The following is a 22,769-nucleotide window of genomic DNA, read 5'->3' as shown; positions in this document are numbered from 1 at the left end:
GGCCGCGGGAAGAGAGGCGGCGCAAAAATGCAGAGTTTACTGGTAAACGCGGGGGAGGGGGCGGCTCAACTTGGCGAGCACTACAGCTGAGCCAATTGTGGCGAGGGGATAAATCCCCTCGCCACAGAAAGCGGTGCTATCCCGGCTATTTGGGATAAAGCGGTGGCAAGCTGGAATCACCCGCCGCGTCCGGCGTTCCCTCGAGCGGCGGAATGGCGCGGATGGCGCGCCACAGGTCTTCGCCTTGCCAATATTGGCCGGTTTCGCTGTAGAGGGCGCCGTTCAAGCCGTCGAGGGCATCGGACAGCGGCACGAAGCGCGCCGCCATGTCGGCCAGGGTTTCCGGTTGCTGCCGAGCCCAGGCGTCCAATGCCTGGCGAGTAGCGTGCGAGTCGTTGGCCAGGCAGGCACGCTTGAGGTCATCGAGCAGGGTGCGCGGGCTTGGCCCGGCCTGGGTCGAGCGCAGGACGGCGGGTTGCCAGCGGGCGCGCCACCACAGGCCGAAACCGAGCAGCGTCGTACACGCCAGAATGAGCGTGCTCAACTGCCAATACCAAAGTGTCTCGCTGTCGACGGTCGTGACGATCTGCGCAGTGCCCGCCGGCGTGTCGACCATCAAGCTTGGATTATTCGCCACTTGCAGCGTGCGCGCGGGCAGGCTGGTGCGGTCCAGGTGATCTTCCAGCGTGTTCCACCAGACCACTTCAACCGGCGGCAGCTCGATAGTGCCGCTGCGGTTGGGCACCAGTGCCTCGCGGTCTTCGCGGCTGCCCACCAGGCCACGTTCGCTGCTGCGGCTGCTCAGCACCGGCTGGTCGGGGTAACGGCGCAGGCCGTTGATTTCGGTAGCAGGCAGTGGCGGCAATTGGGCGCTGGTCAGACCCTCCGCTTCCAGGGTCAAGCTGCGGGTCAATGAGTCGCCGACCTGGCTGTGGGTCGGTTCCGGGCTCCAGCTTTCGCTCAAGGACAAACTGCGGGCCGGCAGCCAGGGAAGGTCGGCCGGGTAGCTGGCGGGTTTTGGCTTGACGGTCAGCAGCAACTGCGTGGAGCTTACGCGCATCAGTTGGCCGGGCTTGGCGACGGGCGATGCGCCGCCCTGGGCGGTGGGTTCGACCAGCGTGGCGCTGAAGGTCTGTGCCGGGACCGCCAGCTCGCCGCTGCGCTGCGGATAAATGCCATAACGCAGTTCGATCACGCCGTGGCGCACGTCATTGATGACTTTCTCGTAGGTGCGCGATTCGCCCAGTTGCTCGGTGCGCGCATCGGGGATGTGCAAGGGTGTCAGGCTGCTGTCGTCGTAGAGCGACACCGAATGGTAGATGCGCAAGGTCAGGATCGCCTGGGCCTGCACGTACACTTCGGCCTGGTCGAGGCTGGCTTCGATGAACACCGGTGCGAGGGTGCCGGAAGCGTTGCGGGTTTCGCTTTCGATCACCTGCAACGTGATCGGCTGGCTGGTCACTTCCCCCAATTTCAGGGCCGGTATCACCACGGTGCCGCTCTGGCGGGGAAGCAGTGTGACGATCCAACGGGTCGTGGCGCGATTCTCGCCGTCGAGGGTGGTCAGTTGGTTGACCTGGCGGGTGCCTCGTACGTCGAACAATTCCTGGAGCGGGCTCAGATCGGGTTTGCCGAACAGCGTGGCGTCGTTGGATTCCAGCGTCAGTTCCACGGTCTCCCCCGAATTCAGGCGGCTGCGATCCACGCTGGCAGTCAACTGCGCAGCCTGGATCCCGGCAGTCCAGAGCAGCAAGGCGAGGAGGTAGACGGTGAAGCGGGTCATTGATCTTTTTCCTGGGCCTGGTGGCTTTGCTGTTCATACCAGAATTTACGCCTGAGCAGCTCACCCGGGTTGTCCGGGATCTGGCGCAGCCATTGTTCCAGCGCCTGGCGTTGTTCTTCTTCGTTGCGTTGACCCGCGGCCGGGCGGAGCGGCGCGGTGGTGGTCTGCTCGTCGGGCAACTCGCTGCCCGGCACATCCTGGGCGCCGGGCGGTGGGGCCTCGGACGCCTCGGAGTCGTCCGGCGTGGCTGTCGCTTCGGAGGAGGGGTGGCCCTGCTCGGACGACTGGCTGGGCCTGTCGGTCTCCTGCGGTTGCTCCGTGGGAGGCGGTTCCTGGTTTTCGGCAGATTCGGGCTCGTCCGGTGGCGCAGTCTGTTCTTTGAGCAGGCTTTCCACCAGGGCTTTGTTGGTCTGCGCCGGACGCAGGTCCGGTTGCAACTCCAAAGCCTGCTCATAGGCATCGATCGCCGCCTCCAGCTCACCGCTGCGGGCCAGTGCATTGCCGCGATTGTAGTGGGAGCGGGCGTCGTTGCCTTCGGCGAATCGCCGAGCCGCTTCGCTGTACTCGCCGGCTTCGTAGAGGGCGACGCCTTGCCATTGCCTGTCCTCGAAACGGGCGGCGGCCTCGGCCGGGCGTTTTTGCTTGAGCAGGTGCTGGCCTTGCTGGTCGGGACGCAACCACAAATCCTGGAATTCGAAGGCATGGCCTGTTTGCGGCAGGACGAACAGCAGCGGCAGGCAGAAAAGCCAGCCGCGCCGCCCCGCGCACGCCGCCAGTAGCAACAGCGGCAGAAGCAGCCAATAACCCTGGTCAGCCCAAGTGTCCAGGCGCAATGTCTGGCCATCGCTGCGCAGTTGGCGCGGTGCGTCCATCAGGCCCAGGCCGCGCAGGTCGCTGTCGTCCACATGCGTGGCGCGGTAACGGCCGTCCAGCTCATTGACGAAGGACTTGAGGCTCGGACTGTCCAGGCGCGGCACGAGGATAGCGCCCTGGGCGTCCTTGAGGTAACTGCCGTCGTCCTGGGCCACCGGCGCGCCTTCGCGGGTGCCAATGCCCAGCATCAGCAAGCGGGTGGCGGAACCGTCCAGGACCTGGCGAATGCCCATGCGTTCCTGCTCGTTCAGCGACGAAGCGATCAGCAGGATACGCCCGTGGCCGAGCCCGGCCTGGTCCAGCAGGGCCATGGCCTTGTTGACGGCAAGGTCGGCGCGGTGGCCGCCTTGGGGCATGATTGGTGGCGCCAGGGCTTCGAGCAGGTTGGCGCTGGTGGCCAGGTCATCGGACAGCGGCACCAGGGTGTGGGCACTGCCGGCGTAGACGATGATCGCGGTCTGGGCGTCGCTGCGGTTGTGCAGCACGTCCAGTATTTTGCGACGGGCTTGTTCCAAACGCGTGGGCGGGACGTCGGTGGCAAGCATTTCCGGTGTCAGTTCGAGGATGATCACCAGCGGATCGGCGGGTTTCTGGCTGGTCTGCTCGACCCGTGTCCAGCTGGGGCCAAGCAAGGCCAGCACCATCAGCAGCCAGCCCAGGCCCAGGGCAATCCAGGGCAGTTTGCTTTCACTTCCGCTGCCGCCGCTGAGCAGCACCCCGTGGAATGCCGGGGGCAGGATCATCTGCCAACGGCCCACGCGTTTTTGCCGATGCCACAGTTGCCAGAGCAGCCAGCCCAGCAAGGGCAGCAGCAGGATGAAACCGGGGCGCAGCCAGTGCGGCCAGAGCGCGATCATCGGCGCCTCCGCAGTCGCAGGCGCTTGAGCCGCTGGCGCCATTCGGAAGGGTGCGCGGGTTGAAACAGCGGCTGGGTGAACAGGCGCTGCAATGGATTGTCCGGCCAGCGCTCCCGTGCCACCAGCAACATACTCAACACCAGTGCGACGGCTAGCGGCCACTGATACAGCGCGTGGGCCGGGCGGGCCTGGGTCGGTTGCTGGGACACCGGTTCGAGCTGGTCAAGTGTTGTCTTGATCGCCTGCAGTTGCTCGCCGTCCTCGGCCCGGAAATACTGGCCTCCGGTCACCTGGGCGATTTCTCGGAGTGTCGCTTCGTCGAGGTCCAGGCTCGGGTTGACGCCCAGGAACCCGGCGGTGCCACTTTGTTCCGGATCGGCGCCCACGCCGATCGGATAGATTTTCACGTTTTCATCGGCAGCCAACCGCGCGGCGGTCAGCGGGTCGATCTCGCCGCCGTTGTTGGCGCCATCGGTCACCATAATCAATACTCGGCTCTGCGCCGGGCGTTGACGCAGGCGCTTGAGGGCCAGCCCGATGGCGTCGCCAATGGCGGTGTTTTTGCCGGCGATGCCTACGCGCGCTTCGTCGAGCCAGCGCCGCACGGTGCGGCGATCGAACGTCAGGGGCGCTTGCAGATACGCCTGGGTGCCAAACAGAATCAGGCCGACCCGGTCACCTTCGCGGCTTTCGAGGAAATCGCCGAGCGTGCGCTGGACCAACGCCAGACGGCTGACGTCTTCGTCCTTCCATTGCATGTCGGGAAAGTCCATCGACCCCGACACATCCACCGCCACCAGCAGGTCGCGACCGCTCGCGGCGATCGGCAACGGCTCGCCCAGCCACTGCGGGCGGGCGGCCGCGATCAACAACAGAAGCCAAAGCAGGATGAAGGGGGCCTGCTGGCGCCACGTCGGTAGATTGGCCCGGGCCCGGCGGCCCACCAACCCTTCGAGTTCATCGAGGAAGCTGACCTTGAGCGCCGGCTCGCCACTGTCTGCAGCCGGCAGCACCAGGCGCATCAGCCAGGGCAGCGGCAACAGGACGAAGATCCACGGCCAGGCGAATTCAAACATGTTTGCGAATCCAGATTTCGACGGCTTGGGTCAGGCCGGCGATGGCTTTGTCATCGAGCTTGCATTCGGGTTTGTAGGCGCCCTCCACCAGGATCATCCATCGGGTCAGCCCGGCGGCCGGGCAGCGGTTATCGAGGAAGGCCAGCCATTTGCGCCCATTGAGTGTGTGGCTCTGGCTGTACGGATAGTGATTGCGGCACAAGCGCTTGAGCAGCCCGTTGAGTTGTTGCAACCAGGCGCCGGCCGGTGCGCCGTCGTAGGGCTTGGGCAGCAGCGCGAGCTCGGCCAGTGCGGCCAGACGCACCGGGTCCAGCGGTTGTTCGGCCCGGGCGCTGCTGCGTTTGATGGGGATGAATCGGCGTAACTGCCACAAGCCCAGGCCCAGCATCGGCAGTAACAACAGCAATAGCCACCAGCCCGGCGCGGGCGGCCAGAATCCGATGGGAGGCGGGGCCATCAGTGGCTGCAACTGATCCAGGCTGCTCATCGGGCTTTCCCCGGGCGCTTGGGATTCAGGTATTCACGCAGTTGTTCGACCATGTCGCCTTGAGTGCTCAAGGGGAGCATCAGGATCCGCAGCTTCTGGGCCAACATCTCCCAGCGCTCCAGCCGTGCTTCGGCCTTGGCGCGATAGGTCTGGCGTAACTCCAGGTTCAGCGTGTCGAGTTCCAGTTGCTCGCCGCCCTGGGCAAAACGCAGCAATCCGGCAGCGGGGAGGGCGTGATCCAGCGGGTCGGACAATGGCAACAGCAGCAGGTCGCAATGGCGCGAGAGAAGGGTCAGTTGCTGCTCGGCGCTGTCGGACAAGGCGCGCTCGTCGCAAATAATGATCGCCAGGCTGCCGGGGCGCAGCACCTCCCGGGCCCGGCGCAAGGCAACGCCGAAAGAGTCGCGGTCCGACTCGCCGTCGGGCTGGAGGGACTGATTGACCCGGACCAGACGGTTGAGCAATTGCAACAGGCTCTGCTTGCTGCGCCGTGGTTTGACTTCGTAATGGGCGTTGTTGCCGAACACCAGTCCGCCAACCCGGTCGTTGTGCCCCAGCGCGGCCCAGCCGATCAGGCTTGCGGCCCGAGCGGCCAGCACCGACTTGAAAATCAGCCCGGAGCCAAAGAACAGGCGGTGGCTCTGCTCGATCATGATGAAGATCGGCCGCTCGCGTTCTTCGTGGAACAGTTTGGTGTGGGGTTCCTGGGTCCGCGCGGTGACCCGCCAGTCGATGGTGCGCACGTCATCGCCGGCCTGGTAGACCCGCACCTGATCGAAATCCACCCCGCGCCCTCGCAGCTTGGAATGGTGCAGGCCAATCAGTGGGCTGCGCTGGCCAGGCGTGGAGAACAACTGCACTTCGCGCACGCGATGGCGCATCTCGATCAGCTCCGAAAGGCTGACGCGGATGCCCGGGACGGGCGCCAGTGGGTTATTCATTGTCGATACTCAAGCGACGGCGACGACGTCGAGAATCCGCTGCACGACCCGGTCCTGATCGATGCCGGCGGCTTCGGCCTCGAACGACAGGATGATGCGATGGCGCAGCACGTCGAACAGCACGGCCTGGATGTCCTCCGGGCTGACGAAGTCGCGCCCGGCCAGCCAGGCGTGGGCGCGGGCGCAGCGATCCAGGGCAATCGAGCCCCGTGGGCTGGCGCCGTAGGCGATCCACTCGGCCATTTCCGGATCGAACTTGGCCGGGTTGCGGGTGGCCATGATCAGTTGCACCAGGTATTCCTCCACGGCATCGGCCATGTACAACCCGAGGATTTCCTTGCGCGCCGAAAAGATCGCCTGCTGGCTGACGCGCCGCTCCGGCTTGGTCTCGCCGTTCAGTGCCTCGCCTCGGGCCTGTTGCAGGATGCGGCGTTCCACCGCAGCGTCGGGGAAACCCATCTTGACGTGCATCAGGAATCGGTCGAGTTGGGCTTCGGGCAGGGGGTAGGTGCCTTCCTGCTCGATCGGGTTCTGTGTCGCCATTACCAGGAACAGCGGCGACAGTTCATAGGTGCTGCGCCCGACGCTGACTTGCCGCTCGGCCATCGCTTCGAGCAAGGCGGACTGGACCTTGGCTGGGGCCCGGTTAATTTCATCCGCCAGCACCAGGTTGTGAAAGATCGGCCCTTGCTGGAACACGAAACTGCCGGTTTCGGGACGATAGATCTCAGTGCCCGTGATGTCGGCCGGCAACAGGTCGGGGGTGAACTGTATGCGATGGAACTGCGCTTCGATCCCCTCGGCCAGCTCCTTGATCGCCTTGGTCTTCGCCAGCCCTGGCGCGCCTTCCACCAGCATATGCCCATCGGCGAGCAAGGCGATGAGCAGGCGCTCGATGAGTTTGTCCTGGCCGAGAATCTGCGTAGAAAGAAAGGTTCGCAGCGCCAGCAGCGCTTCACGATGTTCCATCGATGACTGTTCCTGGAAAGGGTGGCCCAGGCGTTCGGATAACGCCGGGGCTGGGGGCGTTACTTTAATGCATGGCGGGGGGTGGCGACTAACGGGATTTTGATCGGCCGTGTGAATTGTGATCGGCTTGGAAACATTGGGGGGTGGGTTTGCTTGCCAAGAATCCCACCCGGACAGGCGCACTTACCCCGTGGCGAGGAAGCTTGCTCCCGCTTGAGTGCAACGCACTCTCAAAATGAAGGGGTGTTTATCCGGACGTAGGAGTGCTCTGGAACAGGCTACGTTGTCTTGCGCCATTGCCTACGACTGCGCCAGAATCCGCCGGCTTGTGCGCTTGGAAGGCAGGTTCTATCGTTTCCGGGTCGTTGAGGAATCAGCGATCGGGTTTGGTAGCCCGGTTTTCTGGCGCAGGTGCAGCCTGATATAGGGGGCTTTTCGTCCTCTGTTTTATGGTGGTCATGCGCAGGGCGTCCTTGGACGCGCCGGGTTGCCAGATAACCGGTCTACCAACCTTCGTATGGCCACCTCCCTTCGTTTGGTAGCGAGAGAGATGGCTCCAATTTTCTAATCTGGAGTTTCATCTATGTTCAAAGTAACGCCCAACCCACCGAACACCGATTCGTCCTCACCGCGCCCAAAAACCAAGTCCCAAAAACACGACGAAGTCACCGACCGAGTCCTCGACCATTACCTAAAACGCAAACCGGCCAAACCCGGAGCAGAACCTGCCCCCGGCCAACTCTTTACCGTCAACAAGGACATCGACACCGAAAGCTTGCTTGCCTACCTCAGCGAAACCCTGGCTTCGGCCAATGCCATGGCCAATGACTTGGCTTTCGACCTGGACGGTTCACGCCGGCATTTCCTCCTGGGCATTCAGCAACTGATCGAACTGGGCAGCCTGCTGGCGAACCGTGCACTGGACAACATCGAAACCCGTCAGCCGACATAACCCCGTGGCGAGGGAGCTTGCTCCCGCTGGGCTGCGCAGCAGCCCCAAACCGAGCCGGCGCGGTTCCCCATACACACCGCGCCCGCCGGGCCTGCGACTGCTGCGCAGCCGAACGGGAGCAAGCTCCTTCGCCACAAGGGACTTGTGTCATTCCTTAAATTTGGGCAAACGGCAAAACCTTGGGAGCGAGCCTGCTCCGGCGGCGATCCGACGATGACGGCAGCAGATCCAGCACCATATTTCGCTAGTTCTGCATCCGAATCTCATCCACCAGCAGCTTGATTGCTGGCCTGTCGATAAGATCCAGCCAGCGACCATCCTCCACGATTGCCCCGTCATGCATCACAATGACCCGGTCAAATCGATGCAGGTGGTCAATGTCATGGGTGACACATATCAACCCTTGCCCGGCAAAAACGTCGAATAACAGGTCCCATAGAGGCGTGGTCAGCCTGGGTTCGATGGATGCGCTTGGCTCGTCGAACATATTGAATTTTCCGGGTTTGTTGATAAGGCGCAGCAGTGATAGGCGTTTAGCTTCGCCTCCGGAGATATTCGATGCACTTTCGCTGACCTGCCGTGTTGTCACAATCTCATCCAGTTCCAATTGCCGTATGGCTCTAGACAACATCGGCGATGCGCTGCCTCCGAACAGAACCGATTGTTCAAAAGAACCCTCCAGAAATCGCGGTTGTTGGGGGCAGTATCTCAAGGCGTCCAAGTGGGCTTGGCCGGTCAAAAGTGAGACCGGTACCAAGTCGATGCTCAGTAGGTCTCGCTTTGATGCATCAAGCCCGGCGAGGACTTCCAGAAAAGTGGTTTTGCCTGCGCCGCTAGGGCCCGTAACGGCCACTGACTGCCCTTGAGCAAATGCCAGGGAGCGCTTGATCGACAGGCGAAGCGGTCCCGTTCCCGTCACTTCGCAGGGGCCGAGTTCCAGAACTGAGGAGCGCTGGGAATCAACCAAGGCCAGCCGATTGCTGCGATCGAAGTCCGGGAGTGATAGCAGACCCTGAAATTGACCCTGGTCTGCAAGGAACTGATCAAGAACACGATACCCGTCAGTCAAGGTTGAAATACTGAGCAGATAACTCCCCGCGATTGAAAAAATGGCAACCAACTGCCCGACACTGATACTGGGCTGACCCGAAAGCTGGTCCAAGACGCCCCAGTAGAGCAATCCCCCAGTGGAGAGGCTTACGAACAATATCTTGGCGGTGCTCAGCAGGCCGCCAGAGGATGCGGTAGTCACAGCAGCGCTGGCATAACGTCTGAACGCCGCGTTCAACGGGTGCAGGGCAGTAGGTATGGCACCTTCCAGCTTTATGTTTTTCCCCGCGTTGAGGGTGTTGTAGAGGTGTGCACTTAACTCATCTTCCTGTTCATCGACTGCATCGATGTGCTTTCTTCGCCATTTGATAATTTGGTGGGTGGTAGCCAGATAGATAACTCCGGATGCCGTCATGCTCAAAAAAATATCACCACCCCCTATGAAAACAAAAGCTCCCCCAACAACTATAAACTCCAGGAGTACGGGGAGCGCAATGGTTACAATGAAAGTGAGTAGTTGTTCGTGCGCAGTAATTCCGCGCTCGACCGATTTGATGAAATGACCGATTCTCCAAGAGTTGAATAACGAAAATTCTTTACCTATGAGTTCGGTGATCCATGCAATGGAAGCGTTCATGATAATGCCCTGCACCAGCTTGGACAGCGCATGGAGCTGCAGAGGCGTGATGATGGCATGAATACATCCCGCGACAATCAGGCCTGTCGTCATTGCACGTAGAGTGCTCGATGCTGGATTGCTGTTGTCTTGCAGGGTATCGATAATGGTCCCGAGTAACAGCGGGGGGGCAAGTGTGATGAGCTTGAGTGCGATAATTGTAATTACGGTTATTGCTAGAAGTTTGGCGTGTTTTTTATAGGCGGTTTTTATCATTGCTCGGATGCTGTGCATCTACTCGCTCCTGGTTGCTTTGCGTTCGATAACTCAACCGCGTAACACGTACCGAGGCACCACCAAGCGACCGTTTCTAATGATGTTGAAGCGCTCAAGTCCTGGGATATAGATCTGGGTGACGATGCTGTTGCCTGAGAAGCGGGCTACCGTTCGGTCGAGTATTTCGTTCGTTTAATGGATAGTTTTTTTGCAGTCAGTGACGCGAAAAAATCGGCTTCCGTTGCGAGCAGATCTTTAGAAAGGCCTAATGCCTGCGACAGGCCGAAAAAGGTATGATTTATTTTAGAGCGTTTCCTACCCATATCGATTACTCCAATGTAATTAATGGGCGTCGCGATGCGAGCGCCCAACTTGCGTTAGTTCGCAAGTGATTAATTAATAGCATTGGGGTGATGTGAAGGCTATTGCGTGACTTCCGAGGCTGACGTAGGTTTGTTCTTGCCGTTGAGTAGGAGGGAGATGTAGGAATGTAGCTACTTTGCTGGAAGTGTGGTTTCTCTCTACTGTTTTCGCCGTTTGGTATGTTTATATTATTTAAGGAAGGATCAAAAAGGATAATTCGGCAGCGGCGCTCTAAGGCGGGCGTGCCCGGAAAGGTTGTGTTGCGTGCACATCTAAATGAATACAGGTGCCATCGCGATCTTGCTTGCGATGGCACATTTTGAAGGCGGCAATGTCAGCGCTTCCACGCCCCCGGATTGACCAGGTTCGCTGGCCTTTCACCCGCCAGCGCCGCCAGCAGGTTCTCCACGGCACAACGCGCCATCGCTTCCCGGGTCTCGTGGGTGGCGGAGCCCATGTGCGGCGTCGCCACTACGTTGTCCATCTGCAACAGCGGCGATTCCGGGTCCAGGGGCTCGCGCTCGAAAACGTCCAGCCCGGCGCCACGGATCTGCCCGTTGCGCAAGGCGTCGATCATTGCCGCTTCGTCGACGACTTTGCCTCGGGAGATGTTGATGAAGATGCTGTCAGGGCGCATCTGCGCAAACGCCCGTGCATCGATCAGGTCTTCGGTTTCAGCGGTCAACGGCAAGGTCAGGCATATGAAGTCGGCCTGTTGCAGCAGCGTATCCAGATCGCAATAGCGCGCATTGAAACGCTGCTCCACCGCAGGCTTGGGCGAGTGACTGTGATAGAGCACCGGCATGCCGAAGCCAAAGTGCCCGCGCTGGGCCAGGGCTTCGCCGATGCGGCCCATGCCGACGATGCCCAGGGTCTTGCCATGGACGTCGCTGCCGAAATGTCGGGGCCCGATGCTCTGTTGCCAACCGCCTGCGCGGACGAGGTTGGCCAGCTCCACCACGCGTCGGGCGGTTGCCAGAATCAAGGCGAAGCCGGTGTCGGCGGTGGTTTCGGTCAACACATCCGGCGTGTTGGTGAGCAGGATCCGGCGTTCGGTCAGGTAATCGATATCGTAATTGTCGACGCCCACCGAAACGCTGGCGATCGCCTCAAGGTTGGGGGCCAGGTCCAGCAGCGACGGATCGAGCCTGAGGCTCGCGCCCAGCAGGGCATGGGCGCTGGGCAGGGCGTCGCGCAGTTGCGCCAGGCCCTGGGCATCGAGGTTTTCGATGAGGGTGACCTGGGCATGCGCCTGCAAGCGATCCATCAGTTGCGCTGAAAGTTTCTTGTACAACACCACGTGCTTTTTCATGGGGGTTCCCGATTCGTTAACGGACAGGCGCCGGATGGGGCGTCGCGGTTTTGGTCACGACCCGGTCGCTGGCGCCGGGTTTGAGGGCAAGGGTCAGCAACACCGACAGCAGCAGCGCGCCGCTCATCAACAGAAAGGACATGCCGGTGGAGCCGGTGGAACCGTTGAGGTAGCCCACCAGATAGGAGCCGCCGAACGAACCCAGCGCGCCCATGCTGTTGATCAGCGCCATGGCGCCACCCGCGACATTGGCCGGGAGAATCTCCGGAACGATGGCGAAAAACGGCCCGTAGGGCGCGTACATGCAGGCGCCGGCAATCACCAGCAAGGCATAGGACCACCAGAAGTGTTCAGCTCCGAGCAGATAGGAGGCGTAAAACGCGATGGAGGCGATCAGCAGCGGCGGCCAGACGAAACGCTTGCGTTTCTGGACCTTGTCCGACGCCCAGGACACGATCAGCATGGCGATCACTGCCGCCAGATAAGGCAGCGATGACAGCCATCCCGCCTCGACCATGTTCATCTTCAGGCCTGCCTTGAGGATCGACGGCAACCACAGCACGAACCCGTAGACGCCAATGCTCCAGAAAAAAAACTGCAACGCCAGGATGATCACTTTCGGCGAGCGGAAGGCCTCGGCATAGTTCTTCACGGCCTTGATACCGACCTGCTCGGCGGCCAGCACGCTTTCCAGGTTCTTCTTCTCCTGCTCGCTGAGCCACTTGGCCTGGGCTGGACGATCATCGGCCAGGCGCCACCAGACAAAAGCCCAGAGCACCGCCGGCAGGCCCTCGATGATGAACATCCAGCGCCAGTCGAATTGCTCGACGAGGTACCCCGAGACCACCGACATCCACAGCATGGTGACCGGGTTGCCAAGGATCAGGAAGGTGTTGGCCCGCGAGCGTTCGGCCCGGGTGAACCAATGGCAGAGATAGACCAGCATCGCCGGCATCACGGCGGCTTCCACCACGCCGAGCATGAAGCGGATCACGATCAGCCAATACGCATTGGAGACCACGCCCGTGAGGGTCGCCAGCGAGCCCCAGAGGATCAGGCTGACGAAGATCAACTTCTTCACGCTGTGCTTCTGCGCGTAGATCGCCCCAGGGACCTGGAAGAAAAAATAGCCGAGGAAAAACAGCGCGCCGAGCAACGAGGACAGCCCTGGCGTGATCATCAAGTCTTCGGCCATGCCCGAAGCCGCGGCGAAACCATAGTTGGCCCGGTCCAGGTAGGCCAGACTGTAGGTGATGAAGACGATGGGCATGATGTACCACCAGCGGCGGGTGGCGAGGTTGAGCGTTTGCATGTCGTTGACTCCTGAGCTTGTTGTTTTTATGCAGCAGGTGCGTTTAGCGGTGGATTCAATCGCGAGCGAGCTCGCTTCCACAGGGGTAACTCGAATCTTTGTGGGAGCGAGCTTGCTCGCGATGGGCGGTTTCAAATTCAGCCGACAATTCCAGGCGCGTCGGCAGCCCTTCCATGTCTCCACGGTTCTGCACCGCGCGGCTGCCAATCCAGTTCGCCCGCCGTACCGCCTCGGTGATGTCGCGGCCTTCGAGCAATGCGCTGATCAGGCCGACGGCGAAGCCATCCCCGGCGCCCACGGTGTCCACCACCCGGGCCACCGGCACGCCGGCGATGAATCCCTGGTCACGCGAGGTGCGGTAATAAGCGCCGTCCGGGCCGAGCTTGATCACCACGGCTTCGGCGCCCTGGTCCAGGTAGAACGCGGCGATGTCGGCCGGGTCGTCAAAACCGGTCAGCAACCGACCTTCACCGAGGCCGGGCAAGACCCAGTGGGCGAGGGCGGCGTGGCGATTGATCTCGCTGATCATCGTCGCTTCGCTGGACCACAGGCTCGGGCGCAGGTTGGGGTCGAACGACAGGCTGCGGCCGGCCTCGCGCATGCGGGTCATCAATTCGAAGGACATTGCCCGTGCAGTCACAGACAGCGCTGGCACGATACCGGTGGCATGCAAATGACGGGCGGCGAGCAATGGCGGTGCGATGGAGTCCACGGACAAGTGACTGGCCGCCGAACCACGCCGGAAGTATTCGACTTGCGGGTCGCTGCCATCGTCGGTACGGGACTTGAGCTGGAACCCGGTGGGGTGCGCCGGATCAACCGCCACGTGACGGCAATCCAGGCCTTCCTTTTCCAGCGTCTGCACCACGAAACGGCCCAGGGAGTCGGCGCCGACCCGACTGAGCCACGCGACTTGAAAACCCAGCCGCGCCAAGCCGATGGCCACATTGCTGTCGGCCCCGGCGATGCGTTTGTGGAACTGGTTGACGGCCGCCAGGTCGCCGGTCTCGTCGGCCACCAGCATGGCCATGGTTTCACCGAACGACAGCACATCGATCTCAGACATGAGCGGCCTCCCGGCGCGATTGCCCCAGGCGGGACAGGGTGGCGACATGTTCAGCGGTCAGTTGCAGCAGGTCATCGCCTTCTAGCGGGTACTCGGCGGCGCGCATCACGCCGACCGGCATGTGCTTGAGCAATTGCTCCCACAGGTGCAGGTCGGTCGCGGCTGGCGGCACCGCGACCAGCTTGCCATCGGCGCGTCGGGCCACGGCCTTGCAATGCACATATGCCACGTGCCGTCCGAGTTGCAGGGCGGCCACGGTGGCTGATTGGTCCTGCCATTGCCAGTTGCCGATGTCGAAGGTCATGCCGATGGGTACCCCGCGTTCTTCCACCGCCGCGAAGAAGCGTTGCAAGGGCTCGATCCGCCCGCCTTGCAAGGTCTGGTCGTTTTCCACCAGCAGTTGCACCGGGCTTGCCGATAGGGCATCCGCCAGGGCTGATACGTCGTGGGAGTCAGTGAAGTGGCCGAGGGAAACCTTCAGCCAAGCCGAGCCGAACGCTTCGCAACGTTGCAGGGTGGACGCCAGGGCGGGATTGGGCCTGGGCTGGCCGGGGAGCCAGAGTTCGATCGGCGATGAAAAGATACTTTCCAACCCCTGGGCCCGCGCCCCAGCGGCCAGTTCGGCGGGTTGTTCGGTAGTGAGCAGCTCTTCGCGCCATTCGATGCGCGACGCGCCGGCGGCGGCCAGCAGGGCGATGAAGCTGCCTTGACCATGCTGGCGCACGAGGTCGGCGCCGTAACTGGAGAGGCTGATGGAAACGGCTGGTTTGGTCATTGTTGTTGTACCTCTGAAACCGGTTTCAGTTTTGGTCAAAAAAATTATGGAATGTGTTTGAGGGCCTCATCGCGAGCAGGCTCCCTCCCACAAGGGATCTTCAGTGCGACGCAAGTCCAGTGTGGGAGCGAGCCTGCTCGCGATGGGGCCAGCCCGATCACCGAAAAACTCCAAGCGTCGACCCACGCTCAATCAACCGCGCCGAGAAATCCAGGGTCTGCACCGGCCCGTTATCGCCGCGCAGGCGCTTGAGCAGGCATTCGAACGCGCGGGCGCCGATTTCAGCGGTGGGTTGGGCGAGGGCGGTAATGCCGCTGCCCACCAACGGATACCAGTCCAGGTCATCGAGGGCGATCAAACCGATATCGTCGAACAAGTGGCAACCCAAATCGCGTAATGCCTGGGTCGCAGCCAGCGCGGCGATACCGTTAGCGCAAAACAACGCCTTGGGGCCACGGTCCGGCTGGGCGAGAAAGGTCTTGATGCGCGGGAGCAGTTGATCGCAGGTTTCCACCACGGCGCCGGCCAGGGCAGGGCGTCGCTCGATGCTGGCCTTGAAATTGTCGACCCGCTCGATCCGCGAACTGGTGCCATCGTACGGCTCGGTGACCAACAGCAGGTCGCGGTAGCCGCGCTGTTCGAGGTGATCGAGGGCCATCTCGACGGCGGCCGGGTTGTCCAGCCCGACGAGGTCGGCTTCGAGTCGATCGACCTTGCGATCCACCAGCACCATGGGCATCTCGCTGCGCAGTTCGACCAGCTCATCGCGGTGATGACCCAGCGTGTTCACAATCAGCCCTTCGACGTTATAGGCGCGCAGCAGCGCCAGGTGTTGGCGCTCCTGCTCATCGTCGCGGTCGGTGTTGCACACCACCAGGCTGTAGCCGTGGCGCCGGCAGGCGGTTTCCACGCCATGCATCACGGCAATCGAATAGGGGTTGCGGATATCGGCCACGAGCATGCCGATCAGGCGCGTGCGCCCGCGCTTGAGGCCGCGGGCCATCTGGTTCGGCCGGTAGCCCAGCTCGCTGATCGCCTGCTCGATGCGCCGGGCGATGGCTTCCGAGAGCAGGGCGCGGTCCTCGCCAATGAAACGCGAGACACTGGCCTTGGAGACCCCAGCGCGTTCGGCGACGTCGAGCATGGTCACGCGGCTGCGCTGGGCGGCGGAGAAAGAATTCACGGATTGAAACCTGCTTTTTAGATTTATTGAGGCTCTGAAACCGGTTTCAGGAAACACCAGAACTCATTCGGTCGTCAAGGGCGGCGCGTCACAGGTACGACCGACGGTGCTTCGCACCACTCGCCGCGATGTAAAGAACAAACTACATAGGCCGCCTTGCGACTGCTGCGCAGTCGAGCGGGAGCAAGCTCCCTCGCCACAGAGGAGCGCTCGCCTGGAAGTCAGAGCTGGCTTATATAGGTCCCCGTGCCCCTGAGGATGTTCTGCAAGGTCAGCTCCACTTCCGCCACGTCCGTCACCTTGGGATCGAAGGTTATTTCCAGCACATCATCGCCATTGAGCGCATCGGCGTCCGTCGCGGCGATTTCGATTTTCAGCAGGGTCGGGCTGAGGATGACCTTGACGCCGTCCAGCGTCGAGGGCTCGCCGTCCAGGGTTATCTCCAGTTCGTCTTCGTCCGGATAGCGCGTCATCAGGAACATTTCGCCCTGGGCGCTGTGGCAGCAGAGCATGGCCATGTTGTCTTCTTCGTCATCGCATGGGTTGGCGATCAGCAGGGCGGTGGTCATTTGCATGGGAAGGCTCCTGGCTCCGATGAGCCTTGCGGGGGCAAAAACGGGATTCTGCCAGTCCCGGCGAATTTCTGCTGGATTACCACCGCAGGGTGCCGTTTGGCCCTGGGACTGCTAGGGTCTGTATGAAATGTGCTCGCGCACATTTCATACACAGCCTAGGGTTGTTCGATGCCTGGCGAGCGGGGGAGCTAGCCGATGACCGAATATGTCGCAGCGCTGCAAGCAGGCACGTTGTCGCACTCGTTAAGCTGCGCAACGGATGTGTACCTGCAAAGAGCATCGCGGAGTGTTTTTTGCAGGTGGTCATTACGTTGCAATTAGGTGAGAAAAGGATGTGACCTGCGGGTCGCGTCCAGCTTCACCCACCTGTCATCCTGTTTCCTCTGCCCGAGAATCAGGAACGGGATGGCCGACGGCCCCGAAAGGGGCTGCACGCGACGCTTTCATCAATAACAAGCCCAAGCGGAGTACCACAGATGGCGTTCTTCACCGCAGCCAGCAAAGCCGACTTCCAGCATCAACTGCAAGCGGCACTGGCGCAGCACATCAGTGAACAGGCACTGCCACAAGTGGCGCTGTTCGCTGAACAATTTTTCGGCATCATTTCCCTCGATGAACTCACCCAGCGCCGGTTGTCCGACCTCGCCGGCTGCACCCTGTCCGCTTGGCGCCTGCTTGAGCGCTTCGACCACGCGCAACCGCAGGTGCGCGTCTATAACCCCGATTACGAACGCCACGGCTGGCAATCGACCCACACCGCCGTCGAAGTGCTGCACCATGACCTGCCGTTCCTGGTGGATTCGGTCCGCACCGAGCTGAACCGTCGCGGCTACAGCATCCATACCCTGCAAACCACCGTCCTGAGCGTGCGTCGCGGCAGCAAGGGCGAGTTGCTGGAGATCCTGCCGAAGGGCACCCAGGGCGACGACGTGCTGCAAGAGTCGCTGATGTACCTGGAAATCGACCGCTGCGCCAACGCCGCCGAACTCAACGTCCTGAGCAAGGAGCTTGAGCAGGTGCTGGGCGAAGTGCGCGTCGCCGTGGCTGATTTCGAGCCGATGAAAGCCAAGGTGCAGGAAATCCTCGCGAGCCTGGACAACAGCGCCTACGCCACCGACGCCGACGAAAAGGCCGAGATCAAGAGCTTCCTGGAATGGTTGGTGGGTAACCACTTCACGTTCCTGGGCTATGAAGAGTTCGTGGTTCGCGACGAAGCCGATGGCGGTCACATCGAGTACGACCCCGAGTCCTTCCTCGGCCTGACCAAATTGCTGCGCGCCGGCCTGACCGCCGAAGACCTGCGCATCGAAGACTACGCCGTCAACTACCTGCGCGAACCGACCCTGCTGTCGTTCGCCAAGGCCGCGCACCCGAGCCGCGTACACCGTCCGGCCTACCCGGACTACGTATCGATCCGCGAGATCGACGCCAACGGCAAGGTCGTCAAGGAATGCCGCTTCATGGGCCTTTACACCTCCTCGGTGTATGGCGAGAGCGTGCGGGTCATTCCGTACATCCGCCGCAAGGTCGAAGAAATCGAACGTCGCTCGGGCTTCCAGGCCAAGGCGCACCTGGGCAAGGAACTGGCCCAGGTGGTTGAAGTGCTGCCCCGCGACGACCTGTTCCAGACCCCGGTGGACGAGCTGTTCAGCACCGTCATGTCGATTGTGCAGATCCAGGAACGCAACAAGATTCGCGTGTTCCTGCGCAAGGACCCGTACGGCCGTTTCTGCTACTGCCTGGCCTACGTGCCGCGTGACATCTACTCCACCGAAGTTCGCCAGAAGATCCAGCAAGTGCTGATGGATCGCCTGAAGGCGTCGGATTGCGAGTTCTGGACGTTCTTCTCCGAGTCCGTACTGGCCCGCGTGCAGTTGATCCTGCGCGTCGATCCGAAGAACCGCATCGACATCGACCCGCTGCTGCTGGAAAAGGAAGTCGTACAGGCTTGCCGCAGCTGGAAGGACGACTACGCCAGCCTGGTCATCGAGAGCTTCGGCGAAGCCCAGGGCACCAATGTGCTGGCGGATTTCCCGAAAGGCTTCCCCGCCGGCTACCGCGAGCGTTTCGCCGCGCACTCGGCCGTGGTGGACATGCAACACCTGCTGAGCCTGAGTGAAACCAACCCGCTGGTGATGAGCTTCTACCAACCGTTGGGCCAGGTCTCCGGCCAGCGTGAGCTGCATTGCAAGCTGTATCACGCCGACACGCCGTTGGCGTTGTCCGACGTGCTGCCGATCCTGGAAAACCTCGGCCTGCGCGTGCTGGGCGAGTTCCCGTACCGCCTGCGCCACACCAATGGCCGCGAGTTCTGGATCCATGATTTCGCCTTCACCGCCGCCGAAGGCCTGGACCTCGACATCCAGCAACTCAACGACACCTTGCAGGACGCGTTCGTCCACATCGTGCGTGGTGATGCCGAGAACGATGCGTTCAACCGCCTGGTGTTGACCGCCGGCCTGCCATGGCGCGACGTGGCGTTGCTGCGTGCCTACGCCCGCTACCTGAAACAGATCCGCCTGGGCTTCGACCTCGGCTACATCGCCAGTACCCTGAACAACCACACCGACATCGCTCGCGAATTGACCCGGTTGTTCAAGACCCGTTTCTACCTGGCGCGCAAGCTCAGCGGCGACGACCTGGAAGACAAGCAACTGCGTCTGGAGCAAGCGATCCTCTCGGCCCTGGACGAGGTGCAGGTACTCAACGAAGACCGCATCCTGCGTCGCTATCTGGACCTGATCAAGGCCACCTTGCGGACCAACTTCTACCAGACCGACGCCAACGGCCAGAACAAGTCGTACTTCAGCTTCAAGTTCAACCCGCACCTGATTCCGGAACTGCCGAAGCCGGTGCCGAAGTTCGAAATCTTCGTCTACTCGCCACGGGTCGAAGGCGTGCACCTGCGCTTCGGCAACGTTGCCCGTGGCGGTCTGCGCTGGTCGGATCGTGAAGAAGACTACCGCACCGAAGTGCTGGGCCTGGTAAAAGCCCAGCAAGTGAAGAACTCGGTGATCGTGCCGGTGGGCGCCAAGGGCGGTTTCCTGCCGCGTCGCCTGCCATTGGGCGGCAGCCGGGACGAGATCGCGGCCGAGGGCATCGCCTGCTACCGCATCTTCATTTCGGGCCTGTTGGACATCACCGACAACCTGAAGGACGGCGCGCTGGTACCGCCGGCCAACGTTGTGCGGCATGACGACGATGACCCGTACCTGGTGGTCGCGGCGGACAAGGGCACCGCAACCTTCTCCGACATCGCCAACGGCATCGCCATCGACTACGGCTTCTGGTTGGGCGATGCGTTCGCCTCCGGCGGTTCGGCCGGCTACGACCACAAGAAAATGGGCATCACCGCCAAGGGCGCGTGGGTCGGCGTGCAGCGCCACTTCCGCGAGCGCGGCATCAACGTCCAGCAAGACAGCATCACCGTGGTGGGCGTCGGCGACATGGCCGGCGACGTGTTCGGCAACGGCTTGTTGATGTCCGACAAGCTGCAACTGGTCGCGGCTTTCAACCACCTGCACATCTTCATCGACCCGAACCCAGAGCCTGCCAGCAGCTTTGCCGAACGCAAGCGTCTGTTCGAGCTGCCGCGTTCGGCCTGGACCGACTACGACACCAGCATCATGTCCGAGGGCGGCGGCATCTTCTCGCGCAGCGCGAAGAGCATCGCGATCTCGCCGCAGATGAAAGAGCGCTTCGACATCAAGGCCGACAAACTGACCCCGACAGAACTGCTGAACGCCTTGCTCAAGGCGCCGGTGGACCTGTTGTGGAACGGCGGTATCGGCACTTACGTCAAGGCCAGCACCGAAAGCCACGCCGATGTCGGCGACAAGGCCAACGATGCACTGCGCGTGAACGGCAATGAATTGCGCTGCAAGGTGGTGGGCGAGGGCGGTAACCTGGGCATGACCCAACTGGGTCGCGTCGAGTTCGGCCTCAATGGCGGCGCCACCAACACCGACTTCATCGACAACGCCGGTGGCGTGGACTGCTCCGACCACGAAGTGAACATCAAGATCCTGCTCAACGAAGTGGTGCAGGCCGGCGACATGACCGACAAGCAGCGCAACCAGTTGCTGGCGAGCATGACCGACGAAGTCGGTGGCCTGGTGTTGGGCAACAACTACAAGCAGACCCAGGCCTTGTCCCTGGCGGCACGCCGCGCCTTCGTGCGGATCGCCGAGTACAAGCGCCTGATGAACGACCTGGAAGCCCGCGGCAAGCTGGACCGCGCCATCGAGTTCCTGCCGACCGAAGAACAACTGGCCGAACGTGTCGCGGCGGGCCACGGCCTGACCCGTGCCGAACTGTCGGTGCTGATCTCCTACAGCAAGATCGACCTCAAGGAAGCGCTGCTCAACTCCTTGGTGCCGGACGATGATTACCTGACCCGTGACATGGAGACGGCTTTCCCGCCAACGCTGGTGAGCAAGTTCTCCGAGGCCATGCGTCGCCATCGCCTGAAGCGCGAGATTGTCAGCACCCAGATCGCCAACGACCTGGTCAACCACATGGGCATCACCTTCGTCCAGCGGTTGAAAGAGTCGACGGGCATGAGCCCGGCGAACGTGGCGGGTGCTTATGTAATCGTGCGGGATATCTTCCATCTCCCACACTGGTTCCGCCAGATCGAAGCCCTGGACCACCAGGTTTCCGCCGACGTGCAGCTGGAGCTGATGGATGAGCTGATGCGCCTGGGTCGTCGCGCCACGCGTTGGTTCCTGCGCAGCCGCCGCAACGAGCAGAACGCTGCCCGTGACGTCGCTCACTTCGGTCCGCACCTGGCGGCGTTGGGCCTCAAGCTCGACGAACTGTTGGAAGGCCCGACCCGCGAAGGTTGGCAGACTCGCTACCAGGCCTACGTGGCGGCCGGCGTGCCGGAACTGCTGGCGCGCATGGTTGCCGGTACTACCCACCTGTACACCTTGTTGCCGATCATCGAGGCGTCCGACGTCACCGGCCAGAACGCCGCCGACGTGGCCAAGGCTTACTTCGCCGTGGGCAGCGCGCTTGACATAACCTGGTACCTGCAGCAAATCAGTGCCTTGCCGGTTGAAAACAACTGGCAGGCCCTGGCCCGTGAAGCGTTCCGCGATGACATCGACTGGCAGCAACGGGCGATTACCATCTCGGTCCTGCAGGAAGGTGACGGTAGCCAGGACGTGGAAACCCGCCTGGCGCTGTGGCTCGAGCAGCATCGTGAAATGGTCGAGCGCTGGCGCGCCATGCTGGTGGACATCCGTGCCGCCAGCGGCACCGACTACGCCATGTATGCGGTGGCCAACCGCGAGCTGCTGGACCTGGCGCTGAGTGGTCAGGCGGTCGTGACGGCCAACTGATTCACCGTTGAATAAAAAGCCCCGCATCGAGAGATGCGGGGCTTTTTTATGGGTGATGTTCCAGCCCATGAAGGCCAGAAAGCTCTTGTGGCGAGGGGATTTATCCCCGCTGGGCTGCGCAGCAGACCCAAATCAGGCAGCTCGGTGGGCCTGTAAGACAGAGGCGAAGGCTTTAGGGCTGCTGCGCAGCCCAGCGGGGATAAATCCCCTCGCCACAGAAAAGCGCTCTCAGACAGGGCTGCGTTCACGCAGCTCCTGCAACCGATCAGCCCCGCCTTCGGCTACGCGATTCTCGATCAGGCGATCGGAGCCGCCTTCGGCTACGCGATTCTCGATCAGGCGATCCGATCCACCTTCGGCCAACTGATGTGCAGCCTGTTCGTAAGACGACGGTGCGCTTTCGGCCGCGGCGATGTTCGATAGGCCGACGCCGCCAACCAGGGTCAGGGCGATTGCCAGGGACGAGAGTTTCGAGAAGTTGATCATGGTAGTTCTCCTTGCGCTTGATTGAGTGGGCCAGTGCAGCGGGTGTGTGCTGCTGTCCGGTGTGTGCAGTTAAGCGCCCGGGTGTATCGAGGATGTGTGCCGCAAAGGACCGAAATCGGCGGATTCGTATCAATCGGCTGCTCCTATACAGACCGATACAAAACGCCTTCGAAAAATCCCTCGCCCAACCGGGAGGCTGCGGGGCGCCTCGCAACGGTGACCGATAATCGCACGGTAGTTCCGCCTGGATCGGTCATCCGGTCAAGCAAGGTTATTGACCGGATTAACTGGGTAGTACATTTTAGCGGTCACCCAGCCTTGCCATGTCCAGGCGAGGCCATAATAAAAACAGAGGATCCCCTCATGCGTGCCCGTCAACCGAACTTGTCCTCATTGCATACCTCCCTTTGCGATGCTTTCCGGAATATTCCAGCGTCGATCCGATAGCGCTCGCCCTGTCGCCGGCTACACG

At 61.8% G+C, this 22,769-nt stretch carries 16 protein-coding genes; 2 read left to right on the top strand and 14 right to left on the bottom strand.

From position 1 onward, the window contains the following. Positions 1-145 precede the first annotated feature (145 nt). The 6 genes from J3Q04_RS14135 to J3Q04_RS14110 are packed head-to-tail and all read right to left on the bottom strand — an operon-like array spanning position 146 to position 6,986. Positions 146-1,783 (bottom strand): BatD family protein, encoded by a 1,638-nt coding sequence (locus J3Q04_RS14135; RefSeq protein ID WP_420766536.1) that lies wholly within the window; start codon positions 1,781-1,783, stop codon positions 146-148. Continuing rightward, positions 1,780-3,513 carry a tetratricopeptide repeat protein gene (locus J3Q04_RS14130; RefSeq protein ID WP_434611132.1) on the bottom strand — a complete coding sequence of 578 codons (1,734 nt, stop codon included), beginning with the start codon at positions 3,511-3,513 and terminating at the stop codon, positions 1,780-1,782. Before J3Q04_RS14130 ends, J3Q04_RS14135 begins: the two co-directional genes overlap by 4 nt. Beyond that, entirely contained in the window at positions 3,510-4,589 is a 1,080-nt protein-coding gene (locus J3Q04_RS14125) for a vWA domain-containing protein (protein ID WP_434611134.1), read from the bottom strand. The genes J3Q04_RS14130 and J3Q04_RS14125 overlap by 4 nt, the downstream gene beginning before the upstream one ends. Then, a complete protein-coding gene (locus J3Q04_RS14120) occupies positions 4,582-5,076 on the bottom strand; it encodes a DUF4381 domain-containing protein (RefSeq protein WP_420766533.1) in 495 nt (164 codons plus the stop codon). The genes J3Q04_RS14125 and J3Q04_RS14120 overlap by 8 nt, the downstream gene beginning before the upstream one ends. Continuing rightward, a complete protein-coding gene (locus J3Q04_RS14115) occupies positions 5,073-6,017 on the bottom strand; it encodes a DUF58 domain-containing protein (RefSeq protein WP_420766532.1) in 945 nt (314 codons plus the stop codon). The genes J3Q04_RS14120 and J3Q04_RS14115 overlap by 4 nt, the downstream gene beginning before the upstream one ends. Positions 6,018-6,026: 9 nt before the next feature. Next, positions 6,027-6,986, bottom strand: coding sequence for an AAA family ATPase (locus J3Q04_RS14110; RefSeq protein WP_434611138.1), 960 nt, complete (start codon positions 6,984-6,986; stop codon positions 6,027-6,029). 583 nt (positions 6,987-7,569) lie between these two features. On the opposite strand from J3Q04_RS14110, the gene J3Q04_RS14105 reads away from it, so the two are divergent. Next, positions 7,570-7,938: a DUF6124 family protein gene (locus tag J3Q04_RS14105; RefSeq protein WP_420766530.1), complete on the top strand. Its 369-nt coding sequence runs from the start codon at positions 7,570-7,572 to the stop codon at positions 7,936-7,938. Between the two features lie 244 nt (positions 7,939-8,182). On the opposite strand, the gene J3Q04_RS14100 is transcribed toward J3Q04_RS14105, so the two are convergent. The 7 genes from J3Q04_RS14100 to J3Q04_RS14070 all read right to left on the bottom strand — a co-directional run bounded on the left by J3Q04_RS14100 (position 8,183) and on the right by J3Q04_RS14070 (position 16,466). Next, on the bottom strand, positions 8,183-9,898 hold the full coding sequence (locus J3Q04_RS14100) for an ATP-binding cassette domain-containing protein (protein WP_434611141.1): 1,716 nt from the start codon (positions 9,896-9,898) through the stop codon (positions 8,183-8,185). Between the two features lie 679 nt (positions 9,899-10,577). Further along, entirely contained in the window at positions 10,578-11,555 is a 978-nt protein-coding gene (locus tag J3Q04_RS14095; RefSeq protein WP_434611143.1) for a 2-hydroxyacid dehydrogenase, read from the bottom strand. A 16-nt stretch (positions 11,556-11,571) separates the two neighbouring features. Beyond that, entirely contained in the window at positions 11,572-12,867 is a 1,296-nt protein-coding gene (locus J3Q04_RS14090) for an MFS transporter (RefSeq protein ID WP_434611145.1), read from the bottom strand. Between the two features lie 55 nt (positions 12,868-12,922). Further along, positions 12,923-13,933 (bottom strand): sugar kinase, encoded by a 1,011-nt coding sequence (locus J3Q04_RS14085; RefSeq protein ID WP_434563784.1) that lies wholly within the window; start codon positions 13,931-13,933, stop codon positions 12,923-12,925. After that, positions 13,926-14,708 (bottom strand): sugar phosphate isomerase/epimerase family protein, encoded by a 783-nt coding sequence (locus tag J3Q04_RS14080; protein ID WP_434611148.1) that lies wholly within the window; start codon positions 14,706-14,708, stop codon positions 13,926-13,928. The genes J3Q04_RS14085 and J3Q04_RS14080 overlap by 8 nt, the downstream gene beginning before the upstream one ends. A 157-nt stretch (positions 14,709-14,865) precedes the next feature. After that, positions 14,866-15,891 (bottom strand): LacI family DNA-binding transcriptional regulator, encoded by a 1,026-nt coding sequence (locus J3Q04_RS14075; RefSeq protein WP_434611151.1) that lies wholly within the window; start codon positions 15,889-15,891, stop codon positions 14,866-14,868. A 221-nt stretch (positions 15,892-16,112) separates the two neighbouring features. Beyond that, positions 16,113-16,466 carry a hypothetical protein gene (locus J3Q04_RS14070; RefSeq protein WP_434611154.1) on the bottom strand — a complete coding sequence of 118 codons (354 nt, stop codon included), beginning with the start codon at positions 16,464-16,466 and terminating at the stop codon, positions 16,113-16,115. A gap of 476 nt (positions 16,467-16,942) precedes the next feature. On the opposite strand from J3Q04_RS14070, the gene J3Q04_RS14065 reads away from it, so the two are divergent. Continuing rightward, positions 16,943-21,811, top strand: coding sequence for an NAD-glutamate dehydrogenase (locus J3Q04_RS14065; RefSeq protein ID WP_434611157.1), 4,869 nt, complete (start codon positions 16,943-16,945; stop codon positions 21,809-21,811). Between the two features lie 228 nt (positions 21,812-22,039). On the opposite strand, the gene J3Q04_RS14060 is transcribed toward J3Q04_RS14065, so the two are convergent. Further along, a complete protein-coding gene (locus J3Q04_RS14060) occupies positions 22,040-22,297 on the bottom strand; it encodes a phage infection protein (protein ID WP_434611159.1) in 258 nt (85 codons plus the stop codon). Positions 22,298-22,769 lie beyond the last annotated feature (472 nt).

Origin of the sequence: Pseudomonas sp. D4-21, from assembly GCF_051132125.1 — a bacterium.
Lineage (GTDB): Bacteria > Pseudomonadota > Gammaproteobacteria > Pseudomonadales > Pseudomonadaceae > Aquipseudomonas.
This window is presented reverse-complemented; position numbering and strand designations above follow the sequence as displayed.